A 16386-nucleotide genomic window follows, 5' to 3' on the forward strand; every position below is an offset into this window, starting at 1 on the left:
AATATTTCTTTGATCCATGATATAATAGAAGAAAATGGAGGATAGAAAATGTCTAAAGTAAGATTGTACTTAGTCCGTCATGGGAAAACCATGTTTAACACGATTGGACGTGCTCAAGGATGGAGTGATACGCCTCTAACTGCAGAAGGTGAGTTGGGAATTCATGAGTTGGGAATTGGCTTGAGAGAGTCTGGTTTGCAGTTTGACCGAGCTTATTCCAGTGATTCAGGGCGTACCATTCAGACCATGGGAATTATCCTAGAAGAACTGGGTTTACAAGGGAAAATCCCTTACCGCATGGATAAGCGAATCCGTGAGTGGTGCTTTGGTAGTTTTGATGGGGCCTATGATGGAGACCTCTTTATGGGGGTCATTCCTCGTGTTTTCAAGGTGGATCATGTTCATCAGTTATCCTATGCAGAGCTAGCTGAAGGTTTGGTAGAGGTTGATACTGCTGGTTGGGCTGAAGGTTGGGAAAAACTTAGTGGCCGAATTAGAGAAGGTTTTGAAACGATTGCCAAAGAAATGGAAGAACAAGGTGGTGGCAATGCCTTGGTTGTTAGCCACGGGATGACCATTGGTACGATGGTTTATCTCATTAATGGCATGCATCCGCATGGTCTAGATAATGGTAGTGTGACCATTCTAGAATACGAGAACGGTCAGTTTACTGTTGAAATCGTCGGTGACCGTAGCTATCGGGAACTGGGACGTGAGAAGATGGAAGAAAATTCTATTTAATCAGTAAATACGTTCATCAGAACTTCGGGTCATGTATTGTGATAAGAGATTAGAAAAACAGCCTAGGATCATCCTTTCGGCTGTTTTTGATAGGGAAAAATTAGAGTGTAATGTTATTGCTTTTAGAGATTTTCATGAATAATAGTAAGGAAGCGACTGTTAGGATAGATAAAATCGTGGATAAAGCTGCGGCTACACCATAATTTCCTCTGAGAACCTCTGTATAGATTGCTACGGTCATAGTTTTTGTTTTGGAATTATATAGCAGGATAGAAGTAGAGAGTTCTGAAATCATTGTTACCCATGATAGAATAGATCCAGAAATAATACCGGGTAACATCATTGGAACAGTGATTTTACTGAAAGTATTGAGACGGCTACTTCCTAAACTCTCAGCGGCTTCTTCAATGCTAGGTGTTATTTGTTGCAAGCTAGCAACAGATGAGCGGATTGTATAAGGGAGTCTTCGGACAGATAAGGAGATAATCAATATAAAGGCTGTTCCTGTAATCATCAGAAATCCGCTTCCAAAAAGACCAGTATTGAATGAAGAAATGAAGGCAATACCTAGAACAGTTCCTGGCACAATATAAGGTACCATACTAAGGCTATCAATTAAGTTTGTAAACAAATTTCGTTTTCTAACAGCTAGGTAGGAGATAACCGTTGCAAATAAAACAACAAGAATTAAAGCAATCAAAGGAATGCGAATCGTATTAAAAATAGCAGATCCCATACGATTGAAGGCAATTTTGTAACTATTTAGAGAATAGCCTTTGACAAATACCATACCTGATGTTTTTAGGAAAGAGGTATAAATCAAGTAGACTTGAGGTAGAACAGAGAACAAGATAATTCCGTAGACTGTTGCATAAATAGCAGCCATTTTTCCTTTTGTAGTTTTTTTCGGCTCAATTGGATGGAGCGAATTCATGCTGAAACTATAGCGATTTGAAATATATTTTTGGATGAGGAAGATTGTTAAAGCAATGATAATCGCCATGATTGCTAAAGCAGATGCAAATGCAGAATTTCCGCCAACCTCACTAATGAATTGATTATAAATTAAAACAGGGAAAGTCCGATATCCTTCACCAATTAACATAGGAGTTCCGAAGTCGGAGAATGCTCTCATAAATACAAGTAGCGTAGCAGCAAGTAAAGTTGGAACTAAAAGAGGCAAAACAACTGTTACCATACGTTTGAATCCGATTACCCCCATACTTTCAGCGGCTTCAAGAAGGGAATGGTCAATCCTTTTCATTGCTCCAGCCACGTATAGAAAAACTAATGGGAATAGCTGAAGTGTAAACACAAGTACAATTCCTTTGAAGCCATAAATATCAAAAGCAGGCAAATGGAGTGTGTTGGTTAGAAATTTTGTAATAACTCCGTTTCTACCAAGAAGTAGAATCCAAGAATAGGCACCTACAAAGGGAGCTGACATGGATGCTATGATAATCAATATCTGTAAAAATTTCTTTCCTTTGAAGTCATATATAGAAAAGAGGTAAGCTAATAAAGTCCCTAAAACTAGGGAAGTTACAGTAGAAGTAATGGAGACGTTAAAACTGTTTACTAGTGTCTCAGAGTAATAGGATTTACTAAAGAAATCTTCAAAATTAGCGAGTGAGAATTGACCTTCATGTATGAGTGCTTGCTTGAGTACAATAATAATTGGATAAACAAGAAAAATAAGATAGGTAAGAAAGATGAAGAATGAGGAGGCTGTCCAAATATTTAGTTTTTTACCTTTCATAGCCAACTCCTGTAATAAGATTTTGGGAACCATCTGCAGAAAAGACATTTAACTTTTGAGTATTGATTCGTAGACGAATTCGATCCCCTTTTTGAAGATCTTCTTCAAAAGTTGATTCTTCGCTGACCTGTATTTTTGAAGAAAATGCAGTCTCTACAAAATATTCAGTGGTGAGTCCAAGATAAACACTATCGGAAATGATTCCTTCAATATCTCCAGATTCATCTTTGATAAACTCTTCGGGACGGATACTCACAAGAACAGCTTGTTCCTTAGCTTGATCAAGAGCTGGCATAGGGAGGGCATAGCCATCTGAGAAGACGATATAAGCACTGTCGCTCTTTTTTTGTAGTTTGGCTGGGATGAGATTTGTGCGTCCAATAAAGGTTGCCACAAACTCATTAGCTGGTTTATGATAGAGTTCTTTTGGTCGTCCGACTTGTTGGATGATCCCATCTTTCATAACGGCAATCTGGTCTGAAATAGCCATCGCTTCTTCTTGATCGTGGGTCACATATACAGTTGTAATTCCCACTTCGTGTTGAATTTCTCGAATAACTTGGCGCATATCTAAGCGAAGTTTCGCATCCAGGTTACTAAGTGGCTCGTCCATGAGGAGAACACTTGGATTAACAGCTAATGCACGTGCTAAGGCGACACGTTGTTGTTGTCCACCACTGAGTTTATCGGGCTTTCGATCTGCGTATTGATTAATTTGCATTAGTTCCAGATATTTATTAGTTTGTTGAACTAATTCATCTTTTGGAACCTTTTTTTGTTTAAGACCAAAAGCAACATTATCTCGGACAGTCAAATGTGGGAAAATAGCGTAGTTTTGGAAAACCATGCCGATGTTGCGTTTGCTGGGTTCTATATTATTTATTTTAGTATCATCGAAGTAAAATTCTCCGCCTTCAATACTGTTGAAGCCTGCAATCATTCGAAGAAGGGTCGTTTTTCCACAACCTGAAGGTCCAAGAATGGTGAAAAGACTTCCTTTTGGAATCGTAACGTTTAAATTCTCAATGACAGGAATGTCGTGGTAGATTTTTTTTGCGTTAATAATTTTGATCTCACTCATAGTGAACCTCTTTTACTGTTTCGATTGAATATTAGTGAAAATATCATTGTACTTTTTAAGAATAGCTGATTTATTTTGGATGACATAATCTGAATCTTCAGTAGCGATATTGATTTCTGTCATTGCTTTCATATTTTTATTGATTTTAGCATTTTTTCGAATGGGTCTAATGGTTGTTTCAGTTCCTAGTTTATCCTGAATGTCTTGAGAAAGAAGGAAATCGATAAATTTTTTAGCGTTTTCCATGTGTTTGGCATTTTTGATAATAGCTGCGTTACCAGGCAAAAAGACGGTTCCTTCTTTTGGATAAATGACTTTTACATCAACGCCATCGTTTAAGAGTTTCAATGCAGGATCTTCATAGGTGAGTCCGACAGCCATTTCTCCGTCAGCGACTGATTTGTAGACATTTGAAGAACTAGAAGCAATTTTCCCATCTACTAAGCTAAATAGATTTTTCACATATGTCCAAGCTTGCTCATTTTCATAGCCCCCTTGATCCACAAGCATGTTTGTTAATTGAGCAAAGGCACTAGAAGAATTACTTGGATCAGCAGTAGCGATTTTTCCTTTTAATTTGGGATTGAGTAAATCATTGTAGCCTTCAATTTTAATGTCTTTTGTAAGAGCTGAATTGGCAATGATGACACTGACGTCAAGTGTATAAGGGGTGTAGAATCCGGTTTTATTTTGATATTCAGGGATAATGTGGTCGTTTTCTTGGGAAGTATACGGCTCAAAGAGCTTTTCGTTAGAAGAGAAGAGTGCGTAGGAACCTCCGAAAATGACATCGGCTACAGGAGCTTCTTTCTCAGCCTCAGCTTTCTTGAATAATTCACCAGTACTAGCTTGGACTAAATCAACCTTGATACCATATTTTTCTTCGAAAGCTGGGATTGTTTCTTCAATAAGATCTTCAGGGTTAGGCGAATAAACAACTAAAGTCTTATCCGTATCATTTTCAATGCTAGTTTCAGCTTCTGTTGTTGAAGAACATCCTGACAAAAGTAGAAATATCCAGCTGAAATAGAGAAGTGATAGTGTTTTTTTCATAATTTTTCTCCTTTTTTACGAACATTATTCTCTGTTTGTTTACCTAATGTTTTCAATTACAGAGTTCTACATCATATAATAAAAACCTTAAAGAAATCTAAAACGAGAAATATGAGTTAAAGAAGTTAGGGGAAGTAGCTACAAGAGACAAATAATCAATAGAAGTTAGCTCCGATTAGGAGCTAATTTTTTTCCTGTTAAATAAGTTGGATTTGCGACTCAGTATTTCTTGTTATCCAAGTCTAAAAGAACATTTCTCGTCTTTCAAATTCCCCCAAAAATGGTATAATAGTAACATCACAAAATTGGAGAGAGACCATGAGTTTTTACAATCATAAAGAAATTGAGCCTAAGTGGCAGGGCTACTGGGCAGAACATCATACATTTAAGACAGGAACAGATGCATCAAAACCGAAGTTTTATGCTCTCGACATGTTCCCATATCCTTCAGGAGCTGGATTGCACGTAGGACACCCAGAAGGCTACACAGCGACTGATATCCTTAGCCGTTACAAACGTGCCCAAGGTTACAATGTCCTTCACCCAATGGGTTGGGATGCCTTTGGTTTGCCAGCTGAGCAATACGCTATGGATACGGGGAATGACCCAGCAGAATTTACAGCAGAAAACATTGCCAACTTCAAACGTCAAATCAATGCGCTTGGATTCTCTTACGACTGGGACCGTGAAGTCAACACAACAGATCCAAACTACTACAAATGGACTCAGTGGATCTTCACCAAGCTTTACGAAAAAGGCTTGGCCTATGAAGCCGAAGTACCAGTAAACTGGGTAGAAGAATTGGGAACAGCTATCGCCAACGAAGAAGTCCTTCCTGACGGAACTTCTGAGCGTGGTGGCTATCCTGTTGTCCGCAAACCGATGCGTCAATGGATGCTTAAAATCACGGCCTATGCAGAGCGCTTGCTTAATGACTTGGATGAGTTGGATTGGCCAGAGTCTATCAAGGACATGCAACGCAACTGGATTGGGAAATCAACTGGTGCCAATGTCACCTTTAAAGTGAAAGGGATTGACAAGGAATTCACCGTCTTTACCACTCGTCCTGATACTCTTTTCGGTGCGACCTTCACTGTCTTGGCTCCTGAGCATGACTTGGTTGATGCGATTACAAGTCCAGAACAAGCTGATGCAGTTGCGGACTACAAACACCAAACTAGTCTCAAGTCTGACTTGGCTCGTACCGATCTTGCCAAGGAAAAAACAGGGGTTTGGACGGGCGCTTATGCCATCAACCCTGTCAATGGCAAAGAAATCCCAATCTGGATTGCCGACTATGTTCTTGCTAGCTATGGTACAGGTGCGGTAATGGCTGTTCCTGCCCACGACCAACGTGACTGGGAATTTGCCAAACAATTTGACCTTCCAATCGTAGAAGTGCTTGAAGGTGGAAATGTAGCAGACGCTGCCTACACAGAAGATGGTCTTCATGTCAATTCAGACTTCCTTGATGGACTGAACAAAGAAGACGCTATTGCTAAGATTGTGGCTTGGTTGGAAGAGAAAGGTTGCGGTCAAGAGAAGGTTACCTACCGTCTCCGCGACTGGCTCTTTAGCCGTCAACGTTACTGGGGTGAGCCAATCCCAATCATTCATTGGGAAGATGGGACTTCAACAGCTGTTCCTGAAAGTGAATTGCCACTTGTCTTGCCAGTCACCAAGGATATCCGCCCTTCAGGTACTGGGGAAAGCCCATTGGCTAACTTGACCGACTGGCTTGAAGTGACGCGTGAAGATGGTGTTAAAGGTCGTCGTGAAACCAACACCATGCCACAATGGGCTGGTTCAAGTTGGTACTACCTCCGCTATATCGATCCACACAATACTGAGAAATTGGCTGATGAGGACCTCCTCAAACAATGGTTGCCAGTAGATATCTACGTAGGTGGTGCGGAGCATGCCGTTCTTCACTTGCTTTACGCTCGTTTCTGGCACAAATTCCTCTATGACCTCGGTGTTGTTCCAACTAAAGAACCATTCCAAAAACTCTTTAACCAAGGGATGATTTTGGGAACAAGCTACCGTGACCACCGTGGAGCTCTTGTAGCGACTGACAAGGTTGAAAAACGTGACGGTTCTTTCTTCCATGTGGAAACAGGAGAAGAACTGGAGCAAGCACCTGCTAAGATGTCTAAATCGCTCAAGAACGTTGTTAACCCAGACGATGTGGTGGAACAATATGGTGCCGATACCCTTCGTGTTTATGAAATGTTCATGGGGCCACTCGATGCTTCCATCGCTTGGTCAGAAGAAGGTCTGGAAGGAAGCCGTAAATTCCTTGACCGTGTTTACCGTTTGATCACAAGTAAAGAAATTGTTGCGGAAAACAATGGTGCTCTTGACAAGGTTTACAATGAAACCGTTAAAGCTGTAACTGAGCAAATCGAATCCATGAAATTCAACACAGCTATTGCCCAACTCATGGTCTTTGTCAACGCTGCTAACAAGGAAGACAAACTCTATGTGGACTACGCCAAAGGCTTTATCCAATTGATTGCCCCATTTGCACCTCACTTGGCAGAAGAACTTTGGCAAACAGTTACAGCAACAGGTGAATCCATCTCTTACGTGGCTTGGCCAACTTGGGACGAAAGTAAATTGGTTGAAGACGAAATCGAAATCGTCATCCAAATCAAAGGAAAAGTCCGTGCCAAACTCATGGTCGCTAAAGACCTGTCACGCGAAGAATTGCAAGAAATTGCTCTGGCTGACGAAAAAGTCAAAGCGGACATTGACGGCAAGGAAATCGTGAAGGTGATTAGTGTACCAAATAAATTGGTTAATATTGTTGTGAAATAACGAGTTTATTAGCTCTATCTGCCACCTTCAATAGTACACTGGACTATTGAAGCCAACCAAACTTGTTAATATCGTTATTAAATAAGAAATGAATCCTTCAGAGTAGAATCTGAAGGATTTTTTGAATTTTTTCATGAAAGTATGATATACTATGTGCAATTATAAAGTTTGAAAAGTGAATCAAGGAGAAAACGATGCCAGTAAACGAATATGGTCAGATGATTGGTGAGTCAATGGAAGGTTATACTCCAGGAGAATTGCCTTCCATTGATTTCTTAGAAGGGCGCTACGCTCGGATAGAGGCTCTTTCGGTGGAAAAGCATGCGGAGGATTTATTAGCTGTTTATGGTCCAGATACTCCTCGGGAGATGTGGACCTACCTCTTTCAGGAGCCGGTGGCAGATATGGAGGAACTGGTTACCGTCTTAAATCAGATGTTGGCTCGTAAGGACCGTTTTTACTATGCGATTATAGACAAGGCAACTGGTAAGGCTTTGGGGACTTTTTCTCTCATGCGTATTGACCAGAATAACCGAGTAATAGAAGTGGGTGCCGTCACTTTTTCTCCAGAATTAAGGGGAACACGTATAGGGACAGAGGCTCAATATCTCCTAGCTCGCTATGTTTTTGAGGAGCTTAACTATCGTCGCTATGAGTGGAAATGCGATGCTCTAAATCTGCCATCAAGACGAGCTGCGGAGCGTTTGGGCTTTGTTTATGAAGGAACCTTCCGCCAGGCAGTTGTTTATAAGGGACGTACACGTGATACGGATTGGCTGTCTATGATTGATAAGGACTGGCCTCAAGTCAAAGATCGTTTAGAAACATGGTTGGCTCCTGAAAATTTTGATAAAAATGGACGACAGTACAAGAGCTTGAGAGAACTTTAAGAGGTGTTGACATGATCACTATTAAAAAGCAAGAAATTGTCAAGTTAGAGGATGTTTTGCATCTCTATCAGGCAGTTGGATGGACAAATTATACCCATCAACCTCAGATGCTGGAGAAGGCCTTGTCTCACTCCTTAGCGATTTATCTGGCACTTGATGGTGATGCCGTGGTGGGCTTGGTCCGTTTGGTCGGAGATGGTTTTTCATCAATTTTTGTCCAGGATTTGATCGTTTTGCCTAGCTATCAGCGCCAAGGGATTGGTAGCAACTTGATGAAAGAGGCTTTAGGTGACTTCAAAGATACCTATCAAGTCCAACTAGTGACCGAACAGACAGAAAAAAACTTGGGATTCTATCGATCTCTGGGATTTGAAACCTTATCTACTTATGATTGTACAGGAATGATTTGGGTGGATCGAAAAAGATAAAAAAATTATTTTTCTTAAGTAAAGTTTAAGTCTCCTCGTGTATTATATAGTTATTAGATAAAGACCTCCTAATACTCTTCGAAAATCTCATCAACCTTCGTTAGAGTCGACTTAGCTAACTATAGTTATGCTTGCGCCTATCTGCCTAGTCTGATTTCGATTTTCATTGAGTACCCTTTATTTAATGAAATCCCAAACTTTTCTTTTTCATCATAATCTCCTAAAGAAGTCACCCAATCAGGTGGCTTTTTTGTGGCTTGGAGAGGAAAATTCCATTTGAAAAGAATTTTTTAAAAAAATGATAAATCAGAGAAAAAGTTAAGTTAGCTTTAAGATTCATCTTGTATTATATAACCATTAAATAAAGACCTCCTAATACTCTTCGAAAATCTCACCATACTTCGTTAGAGTCGACTTAGCTAACTATAGTTATACTTGCGTCTATCTGCCTAGTCTGATTTCGATTTTCATTGAGTACCCTTTATTTAATGAAATCCTAAACTTTTCTTTTTCATAATAATCTCCCTAAAGAGGCCACCCAATCAGGTGGCTTTTTTGTTTGAAAAAACTCCTTAGAAAAGACTAAGGAGAAAGAATTATGTTTTCTTTTTTAGTTGTTGGTTTCGATACTGTCTAGGTGTTAGGTAATAGTGCTGCTTAAATTGACGGTTGAAGTTTGAAAGGTTGGTGAAACCGACCTGGCTTGCAATTTCTTGAATACTGAGGTTGGTTTGGACGAGTTTCTCACAGGATTTCTCAAGACGTAACTGGAGCAGGTAGTCCATACAACTGGCTCCAGTATGTTGCTTGAAAATACTCATAAAGTGATTTTTACTATATCCAAATGTTGCAGCCAGTTGCTCAATATGAATGGCTTCTGAGTAGTGCTGTTCAAGGTAGCAAATCACTTCTTTTAGTTTTTGGTATTTTTGGTAGGTATCATCTGTATAGTGTCGATTGACGTATCTATACTTAAAGAGAAGATGAAGCAATTCGTATAGTTTAGATTTTATGAGTAGGTCGTAGTATATGCCTTTTTCTTCAAGGATAGAAAAGAGTGAAAGAAGGCAGGATTGAATTTGATCATAGGCCTTATCTCCTGGTGATATTTGAGGAGTTAGGCAAAAGTGACCAGAGTGGAGGGGTTGGATATAGCGTTGGCTAAAGCTGTCAATCTGACTTCTCCCAAGATAATCTAGATGAATTCGAAAGCTAGTAGAAAATAGTTCTTGATCTTTGTGAGAATAGATAGCATGGAGAGAGGTCGGTTGGATAAGAAAAATATCTCCTTCACGACTTTCAAAGCGTTCTGAGTTGATATGAACGATGGCAGAACCCTTTGTAACATAAATAATCTCTAGCTCAGGATGACAATGATAGATTGTGTCAGGAGATGTTTTGGATAAGATTTGTTTTTCAAAATCATATGGGAAGTCAGATGGGTTATCTCGTAAGAAACGTGAACGGTCTGCCATGGTAAATCCTCCCAATATTCTATTACTACTTTTATTATACCAAAAAAACTTCCTTATCTAGGAAGTTTTCGAGTTTTAAGCTTTCTTTTTCATATAAACAAAGTATAAATTTCTAATTATCTTTTTATATTTTCTTAAATGCTCGTAAAGCCTTATTCTATGTGCTTTCGAGTATTTTTACTGTAGGAAGATACTTCACGTTTCTTTGCATATTTCCTCATGTCTTAGCTGTCAGAAGTGGTAAATAAGTAGTAAATTCATTTGTACTACTAAGCAACAAGACGCTCCTGTTGCTTCTCTTTATTCAAGCGTTTCATTTCTGCCATTGCAGAATCGAATGTTGCATGTGCGTAATAGTTCAGCGTCATGGCTATATTAGCATGTCCCATAATGTACTGTAATGCCTTTGGATTCATTCCTGCATTTGCATAGTTGGTACAGAATGTATGTCGCAAACTATGTGGAGTGATGTGTGGCAATTTATCCTCGTTATACTTATTGTATTTCTTAACAAGACCTTTCATCATGCCGTTGTAATCACTTGCCACTTTTGGATAGTTCTTTCTATTAAGAAAGAGGAAATCACTATATCCATCAATCTCAACACGCTTATCATTCTTTCGATTCGCTAACACTCGCTTAAATGCTTGATAGGCTTCTTCAACCATAGGAACTTGACGTTCGCCACTTTTGGTCTTTGGTGTTTCAATGTAGTACCCAATTTCAGTATCTCTCAATAGCTGATGGTCTATATTGACAAGACGATTCTCAAAATCTAAATCTGGAAGTGTCAAACCACCAAACTCTGAAATACGAAGACCTGTTTTTAAGAGTATCAGAATTTCATCATAATTTTTGCTGTAGGTTTTATCAGCTTTTGCAAAGGCTAACAGTTTTTCTTCCTGTTCTTCTGTTAGTACGGTCTTAGGGACAGTATCATCATCAAGAACTGCTTTCAGTTGAAAGTCAAATGGATTCTTCCGAACACAATCATCTTGTATAGCAATATAGAATGAAGCCTTTAAAGAACGTTTGTAGTTATTGATGGTTTGATAAGCATAACCATTTTCACTCATTCTAATAGCCCATTCTTTAGCGTCTGATGGCTTAATACTGTCAATACTTCTTACACCTAACTTGTCTTTCTTCAAAATATCCATAAGATATTTGCGTCCAGTTTCAGTGTTTTTTCTAACCTTTGGTCTTTGAGCGTTCTGTTTTGCGTAAAGCTGGCAGAGTGTCATTTTCTTTCCTACAACATCAATACCATCATGAATGTCTTTCTGTAACTCTGCGATTTTCTCTCTAAGTGAGATACAATCACGCTTTCCTGCTGGTACTCGGTCTGTAGCCACAAGTTTCCACGAGTAAACAAATTGCGGTTCTCCAAATGAATCTATATATTTGTATAAGTATCTTCCGTCTTTTCGTTGGCTCTCTCCAGTCTTTAAGATTCGACCTTTATTGTCACGTCTTTTTTCTGACATGGCATTTGCTCCTTTCCTTTATGGAAAGAGCCTTGATACGACTTAATACTATTTTATCATATACAAGACCCTTTGGCGACGCTAGATTGCGTCCAATGTATCTATAATTTTTTCAAATTGTTTTCGTTTAATCTGAATACGATTGCCATTCATAATCAGCCAATTTGCATTTTTATTTTCCTCTGCCAAGCGTCGTAGCTTGTTTTCGCCAATACGAAAATATTTTGACGCTTCTTCAATGGTTAGGGTATAACGTTCCCAAATAGGAATGTCAGTCTGCTTCATAAAATCCTCCTTTCCAAATCACTTATTTGGATTTCATAAAAGTTGTTTTACCAGCAATCGAACAGCTTTAGCAAAGCTCACGGGAGTTCCACCCCTGCATGGTTCTCATGTAGCCATACTCATTGCCTGCGACGGTTTTATCACGCTCGGACTATTGACTGTATGGGAGTATCATTATCACGATAAGAATGTCGTTGCAGGCAATCCTGCTAAAGATTGCTTCTCGGATCACTAACATGAATCGCTCGCTATCTTTATAAGATAGGTCATGGCGGTTAGTTCCGTTGGCTCTTTTCTTATCGAAACGTATTCGATTACTTTTATTCAGTTTTCAAAGAACAATGGCTCGTTAGCCTATCAAAACACATTGAAAGCTCAATATGCTTTGGTGGAATAACAAACCTCCCTGTTCGGGAAGCGTGGAATGGTTTAGCACGCTTCCACGAAAGGAGAGAGGATATTACTTAATTTCAAATGACAAAATCTTTGTAATCAGTCTGGTTTCCATTCTTCCACGTAAGACTTCATCAACGACCATACTTTGATTGCCATATTCATCTTTCATAAGTCGTAGGGAACGCTTCGTTATGTACCCTCTGTAATGATGTAGAATCTGGTTAATCGCTTCGGTATCGCCATCTGTTGCCTTTACAATGAGAGGAAAGGGAATCATAGGATATTGTGTTTTCATTCTTCAAATTCCTCCATAAACTTTTTAATTAAGGCTAGTCCACTGGTTCTATGCCGATAGACAGTAGAACGGTTCAATTTCAACAGGTCTGCAATTTCTGAATCGCTCATGTCCATAAAGTAAAACAGCAGTAGAATTTCACGTTTCTTGTCTGGCAACTCACGTAATGCTTCACTCAACAAATCATTTTCAACGCCTACTGATAACCCATTGAGTGTAAAAATCTGAAAGTCAGTTGAATAGTTATCTGTTGTCGCAAACTGGCTAACAAGATAATCGCCAACATCCGAAAAGGACACCTCACGCTTTGCAATCCTTGAAAGATAAAGCATATAATTCTTTCGCTCGTCTTCCATAGCACGTTTACAGATATAGTCAAACTGATTTTCTATTGTGGTCTGAAAAGAAGATGGTTTCATGTTTCTCACCCCCTTTCTGTCTAGGAAAGGAAGTGAGCCTTGCTCGTTTATCTCCTTTCACTCTTAGTCCCAATGTGAAAGGGGGATTTGTTGCATTACTGATAAATAAACTTTGTAAAAAAGTTCTGAATAGCCAAAAAAGCATATAAACAGATTTATTTCTCTGTTTACATGCTTCTGTTATTCTATCTATATGATTTATAAAACCACATTGGTGGACGTACTTATCTATTGCAGATAGACGACTTTTTTTGACAAGAACCCAATGTAAGGAAATTTATTGTATATGATGTACTTCATGGCGACGTTGACCTCCAACAAACCGCCATTTGGAAGTAATATACAATATTTTAACAGCGTAAATAGCACTACCATATAACGGTTTTTTTTATTGGCGTTTAGTAGTGCTTTTTATTAAATATAAACCTATAAACCATATAACACGTTTTTCTATACCTGTTTTTAATTCAGTAGGAACAATAAAATGTATAGAGGTGGTCTACTATGCGTAAAAAAGAAGATAAATATGATTTTAGAGCCTTTGGTTTAGCCATTAAAGAAGCTCGATTGAAACGAGGTTTAACTCGTGAACAAGTGGGAGCATTGATTGAAATTGACCCACGGTACTTAACTAATATTGAAAATAAAGGGCAACACCCCAGCATACAAGTTCTTTATGACCTTGTATCGTTACTTCATGTTTCCGTTGATGAATTTTTCTTACCTGCTAATAACTTGGTAAAAAGCACCCGACGATTACAGATAGAGAAATACATGGATAGCTTTACAGACAAAGAACTATCCTTAATGGAATCTTTAGCCAGCGGTATCAACGAAGCAAGAAACATCGAAGACTAATTAAAAGAATCCATACATAACGGAAAGAGCCGATAAAATGAGATTGTATTAATCTCATTTTATCGGCTCTGCGTCTTTGCGTCTGGCTCTGTAATCACAGTTACTTTGAACTGCTTTATTTCAATTAAATTTTCTTGTCTGCATTTCGGACAATAGAGGGGGAATTTTTTTAATTCAGTATCTTCCCTTATCTTTAATCGTGTTTTATTTCCACATACAGGACACAATATCCACTTGTAGTTTATAATAACTATCTCCTCCTTTACACTTTAATTCAAATCTTTATTAAAAAATATTTCATCTTATTTAACAAGAAACCATATTTATATAACAACATAAAATACACTAAGTTATTTTATTGAACATATATCGTACTTTATCTATCCGACTATTTGGACGACGGGGCTGGCAAACAGGTTCACCGGTAGTAACATGGTACCCTTTTAACTCTGTTAAACAAACACTACGTCCATTTGTAAAGAAAGTTAAATCACTACGATATTCTTGAATACACCGAGCAGGGATTTCTCCACTAAGAATGACCTCATTATTTTTCAATTGAGTGTCTACGATGTTCGCACAATATTTAGGAGCATCGTTGTATGCTCGTGAAAGATATTCCTGTGGCGCATAAATTTTAAAACTAAGATATGGCTCTAACAATTCTGTTCCAGCTTTTTTTAAGACTTGTTCCAATACAATAGGAGCAAGCATCCGAAAATCTGCTGGGGTACTAACAGGGCTATAGTATAAGCCATACTTAAAACAGATTTTACAGTCCGTCACATTCCAACCATATAATCCTTGTTCGCAACCATAGCGTATCCCTTCCATAACTGCATTTTGAAATGATTGATTTAAGTATCCAAGAGAAACCGAGCTCTCATACTGCATTCCACTTCCCAACGGAAGCGGTGATACAGATAAACCAATGGAAGCCCAGAAAGGATTTGGCGGCACTTCGATGTGAATGGTATATTCTGCATTTTTTAACGGTCTCTCCATATAAATGACTGTAGGCTCTTTTAGTTCTATCTCCACATGATACTTTTCTTGCAACAGTGCACTAATCACTTCCATTTGTACTTTCCCTAAGAAAGAAAGTATAATTTCATGTGTCGTAGAATCCACGTAATATCGTAGAAGCGGATCACTATCTGAGATTTCCAAAAGGGCATCAAGCAACATTTCTCTCTGTTCAGGTTTACTCGGTTCAACAGTTGTTTGTAGTAGAGGGTGCGGATTTTCAATCTTTTTTCTCTGTGGCAATAGTTTTGTATCTCCAAGAACACTATTTAACTTCAAAAACTCATTTTGCAAAATAACAATTTCTCCAGAATAAGCTCTATCAATCTTACATAATTCACCATTTATTGAAGTATACATTTCTGTAACTTTTATTTTTTCTTTTTCTGATACTCTAACCGAATCTCGTAAATGTAGTACTCCACTATAAAGGCGTATATATGCAAGACGTTGTCTTTTTTTTGTATATTCAATTTTGAAAACATTTCCGCAAAGTTCAGACGGACCTCGATGTGTTGATGAATAAAATTTATTAGTAATAACTTCTATAAGGTTATCAATCCCTATATTACTTTTTGCACTTCCATGATAAAGAGGGAACAGAGAACAATTCTGAAATCTTATGCTTTCCTCTTGTTCGAGTTCCAATGCTTCTAATGATTTACCGGACATATATTTCTCTAAAAGGTCATCGTTTCCCTCTATTACCGTATCCCATTGTTCAGATTCGGTAAAGTTCGTCACACACATATTAGGATACAGTTCTACCTTCTGTTTGATTACAATTTCGGCAGAAAGTTTCTCTTTAATATCCTGATAAACCGTTGATAAATCAATTCCATTTTGGTCAATCTTATTGATAAAAAAGATTGTGGGAATCCCCATTTTCCTAAGTGCATGAAATAATATACGAGTTTGTGCTTGTACGCCATCTTTTGCAGAAATCAGTAGAATTGCCCCATCTAAAACTGATAATGAACGATATACTTCTGCTAAGAAATCCATATGTCCTGGCGTGTCTATGATGTTCACCTTCGTATTTTCCCACTGAAAAGAGGTTATTCCTGTCTGAATTGTAATTCCTCTCTGACGTTCTAAAAGCGTATTATCCGTCCTCGTTGTACCTTTGTCCACGCTTCCTAATTCTGTAATCGCTCCACTGTTATATAATAAGCTTTCTGTTAAGGTAGTTTTTCCTGCATCAACATGAGCTAAAACTCCAATATTAATAATTTTCATGTGATTTTCCTCCATTCAAAAACCCAAAAGGGCATAAAAATCCCAGTGATAAATACTTTTATCACTGGGATTTTTATGCATAACCATAGGTATACAAAGCATACAGATATTCTCTGGATACTTTAGAATCACAT

Annotated in this window: 17 protein-coding genes; 6 read left to right on the plus strand and 11 right to left on the minus strand. The window is 38.3% G+C overall.

The window, feature by feature from the left end:
* Window positions 1-48: 48 nt before the first annotated feature.
* Window positions 49-741 (plus strand): histidine phosphatase family protein, encoded by a 693-nt coding sequence (locus P8P68_RS08140; RefSeq protein WP_000049290.1) that lies wholly within the window; start codon window positions 49-51, stop codon window positions 739-741.
* Between the two features lie 100 nt (window positions 742-841).
* Here P8P68_RS08140 and P8P68_RS08145 read toward each other — a convergent pair whose 3' ends face one another.
* From P8P68_RS08145 to P8P68_RS08155, 3 genes are read right to left on the minus strand one after another with little or no spacing between them, the layout of a single operon-like run.
* Window positions 842-2500, minus strand: a complete 1659-nt coding sequence (locus P8P68_RS08145) for an iron ABC transporter permease (RefSeq protein WP_000676642.1) — start codon at window positions 2498-2500, stop codon at window positions 842-844.
* Window positions 2490-3581 (minus strand): ATP-binding cassette domain-containing protein, encoded by a 1092-nt coding sequence (locus P8P68_RS08150; RefSeq protein ID WP_001289677.1) that lies wholly within the window; start codon window positions 3579-3581, stop codon window positions 2490-2492. The genes P8P68_RS08145 and P8P68_RS08150 overlap by 11 nt, the downstream gene beginning before the upstream one ends.
* Window positions 3582-3593: 12 nt before the next feature.
* The gene (locus tag P8P68_RS08155; protein WP_000753272.1) at window positions 3594-4634 is read right to left on the minus strand and encodes an ABC transporter substrate-binding protein; all 1041 of its coding nucleotides are present in this window, start codon (window positions 4632-4634) and stop codon (window positions 3594-3596) included.
* 318 nt (window positions 4635-4952) lie between these two features.
* Here P8P68_RS08155 and leuS point away from each other — a divergent pair, with 318 nt between their 5' ends.
* The 3 genes from leuS (at window position 4953) to P8P68_RS08170 (ending at window position 8772) form a co-directional block, all read left to right on the plus strand.
* Window positions 4953-7454 (plus strand): leucine--tRNA ligase, encoded by a 2502-nt coding sequence (gene leuS / locus P8P68_RS08160; RefSeq protein ID WP_000011730.1) that lies wholly within the window; start codon window positions 4953-4955, stop codon window positions 7452-7454.
* A gap of 194 nt (window positions 7455-7648) precedes the next feature.
* Window positions 7649-8344: a GNAT family protein gene (locus tag P8P68_RS08165; protein WP_084945075.1), complete on the plus strand. Its 696-nt coding sequence runs from the start codon at window positions 7649-7651 to the stop codon at window positions 8342-8344.
* 11 nt (window positions 8345-8355) lie between these two features.
* Window positions 8356-8772, plus strand: a complete 417-nt coding sequence (locus P8P68_RS08170; RefSeq protein ID WP_278275858.1) for a GNAT family N-acetyltransferase — start codon at window positions 8356-8358, stop codon at window positions 8770-8772.
* Window positions 8773-9368: 596 nt separating this feature from the next.
* Here the strand turns inward: P8P68_RS08170 and P8P68_RS08175 are convergent.
* From P8P68_RS08175 to P8P68_RS08185, 3 genes are all read right to left on the minus strand, one after another.
* Window positions 9369-10247, minus strand: coding sequence for an AraC family transcriptional regulator (locus P8P68_RS08175; protein ID WP_070569312.1), 879 nt, complete (start codon window positions 10245-10247; stop codon window positions 9369-9371).
* Between the two features lie 269 nt (window positions 10248-10516).
* Entirely contained in the window at window positions 10517-11734 is a 1218-nt protein-coding gene (locus P8P68_RS08180) for a tyrosine-type recombinase/integrase (protein WP_001291561.1), read from the minus strand.
* Between the two features lie 81 nt (window positions 11735-11815).
* On the minus strand, window positions 11816-12019 hold the full coding sequence (locus P8P68_RS08185; RefSeq protein WP_000814511.1) for an excisionase: 204 nt from the start codon (window positions 12017-12019) through the stop codon (window positions 11816-11818).
* On the opposite strand from P8P68_RS08185, the gene P8P68_RS08190 reads away from it, so the two are divergent.
* On the plus strand, window positions 12003-12254 hold the full coding sequence (locus P8P68_RS08190; RefSeq protein WP_001845478.1) for a hypothetical protein: 252 nt from the start codon (window positions 12003-12005) through the stop codon (window positions 12252-12254). The two genes, P8P68_RS08185 and P8P68_RS08190, sit on opposite strands and share 17 nt — an antisense overlap.
* Before the next feature lie 225 nt (window positions 12255-12479).
* Here the strand turns inward: P8P68_RS08190 and P8P68_RS08195 are convergent, their stop codons facing one another.
* Entirely contained in the window at window positions 12480-12710 is a 231-nt protein-coding gene (locus P8P68_RS08195; RefSeq protein WP_000857133.1) for a helix-turn-helix domain-containing protein, read from the minus strand.
* Entirely contained in the window at window positions 12707-13129 is a 423-nt protein-coding gene (locus P8P68_RS08200) for a sigma-70 family RNA polymerase sigma factor (protein WP_000804885.1), read from the minus strand. The genes P8P68_RS08195 and P8P68_RS08200 overlap by 4 nt, the downstream gene beginning before the upstream one ends.
* Window positions 13130-13633: 504 nt before the next feature.
* Between P8P68_RS08200 and P8P68_RS08205 the strand changes: the two genes are divergently transcribed.
* On the plus strand, window positions 13634-13987 hold the full coding sequence (locus P8P68_RS08205; protein ID WP_001227347.1) for a helix-turn-helix transcriptional regulator: 354 nt from the start codon (window positions 13634-13636) through the stop codon (window positions 13985-13987).
* 59 nt (window positions 13988-14046) lie between these two features.
* Here P8P68_RS08205 and P8P68_RS08210 read toward each other — a convergent pair whose 3' ends face one another.
* The 3 genes from P8P68_RS08210 to P8P68_RS08220 all read right to left on the minus strand — a co-directional run bounded on the left by P8P68_RS08210 (window position 14047) and on the right by P8P68_RS08220 (window position 16384).
* Window positions 14047-14214 carry a cysteine-rich KTR domain-containing protein gene (locus tag P8P68_RS08210; protein WP_000336323.1) on the minus strand — a complete coding sequence of 56 codons (168 nt, stop codon included), beginning with the start codon at window positions 14212-14214 and terminating at the stop codon, window positions 14047-14049.
* Between the two features lie 118 nt (window positions 14215-14332).
* Window positions 14333-16252: a tetracycline resistance ribosomal protection protein Tet(M) gene (gene tet(M), locus P8P68_RS08215; protein ID WP_000691736.1), complete on the minus strand. Its 1920-nt coding sequence runs from the start codon at window positions 16250-16252 to the stop codon at window positions 14333-14335.
* Window positions 16253-16267: 15 nt separating this feature from the next.
* Entirely contained in the window at window positions 16268-16384 is a 117-nt protein-coding gene (locus P8P68_RS08220) for a tetracycline resistance determinant leader peptide (RefSeq protein WP_001791010.1), read from the minus strand.
* Window positions 16385-16386 lie beyond the last annotated feature (2 nt).

The sequence above is a fragment of the Streptococcus sp. D7B5 genome (assembly GCF_029691405.1).
Classification (GTDB): Bacteria; Bacillota; Bacilli; order Lactobacillales; family Streptococcaceae; genus Streptococcus.

What these genes read in the sequence shown, in the direction of transcription:
- P8P68_RS08140 (WP_000049290.1), top strand. Translation starts at nt 49, where the DNA reads ATGTCTAAAGTAAGATTGTACTTAGTCCGTCATGGGAAAACCATGTTT.
- P8P68_RS08145 (WP_000676642.1), bottom strand. Translation starts at nt 2,500, where the DNA reads ATGAAAGGTAAAAAACTAAATATTTGGACAGCCTCCTCATTCTTCATC.
- P8P68_RS08150 (WP_001289677.1), bottom strand. Translation starts at nt 3,581, where the DNA reads ATGAGTGAGATCAAAATTATTAACGCAAAAAAAATCTACCACGACATT.
- P8P68_RS08155 (WP_000753272.1), bottom strand. Translation starts at nt 4,634, where the DNA reads ATGAAAAAAACACTATCACTTCTCTATTTCAGCTGGATATTTCTACTT.
- leuS (WP_000011730.1), top strand. Translation starts at nt 4,953, where the DNA reads ATGAGTTTTTACAATCATAAAGAAATTGAGCCTAAGTGGCAGGGCTAC.
- P8P68_RS08165 (WP_084945075.1), top strand. Translation starts at nt 7,649, where the DNA reads ATGCCAGTAAACGAATATGGTCAGATGATTGGTGAGTCAATGGAAGGT.
- P8P68_RS08170 (WP_278275858.1), top strand. Translation starts at nt 8,356, where the DNA reads ATGATCACTATTAAAAAGCAAGAAATTGTCAAGTTAGAGGATGTTTTG.
- P8P68_RS08175 (WP_070569312.1), bottom strand. Translation starts at nt 10,247, where the DNA reads ATGGCAGACCGTTCACGTTTCTTACGAGATAACCCATCTGACTTCCCA.
- P8P68_RS08180 (WP_001291561.1), bottom strand. Translation starts at nt 11,734, where the DNA reads ATGTCAGAAAAAAGACGTGACAATAAAGGTCGAATCTTAAAGACTGGA.
- P8P68_RS08190 (WP_001845478.1), top strand. Translation starts at nt 12,003, where the DNA reads ATGTCAGTCTGCTTCATAAAATCCTCCTTTCCAAATCACTTATTTGGA.
- P8P68_RS08185 (WP_000814511.1), bottom strand. Translation starts at nt 12,019, where the DNA reads ATGAAGCAGACTGACATTCCTATTTGGGAACGTTATACCCTAACCATT.
- P8P68_RS08195 (WP_000857133.1), bottom strand. Translation starts at nt 12,710, where the DNA reads ATGAAAACACAATATCCTATGATTCCCTTTCCTCTCATTGTAAAGGCA.
- P8P68_RS08200 (WP_000804885.1), bottom strand. Translation starts at nt 13,129, where the DNA reads ATGAAACCATCTTCTTTTCAGACCACAATAGAAAATCAGTTTGACTAT.
- P8P68_RS08205 (WP_001227347.1), top strand. Translation starts at nt 13,634, where the DNA reads ATGCGTAAAAAAGAAGATAAATATGATTTTAGAGCCTTTGGTTTAGCC.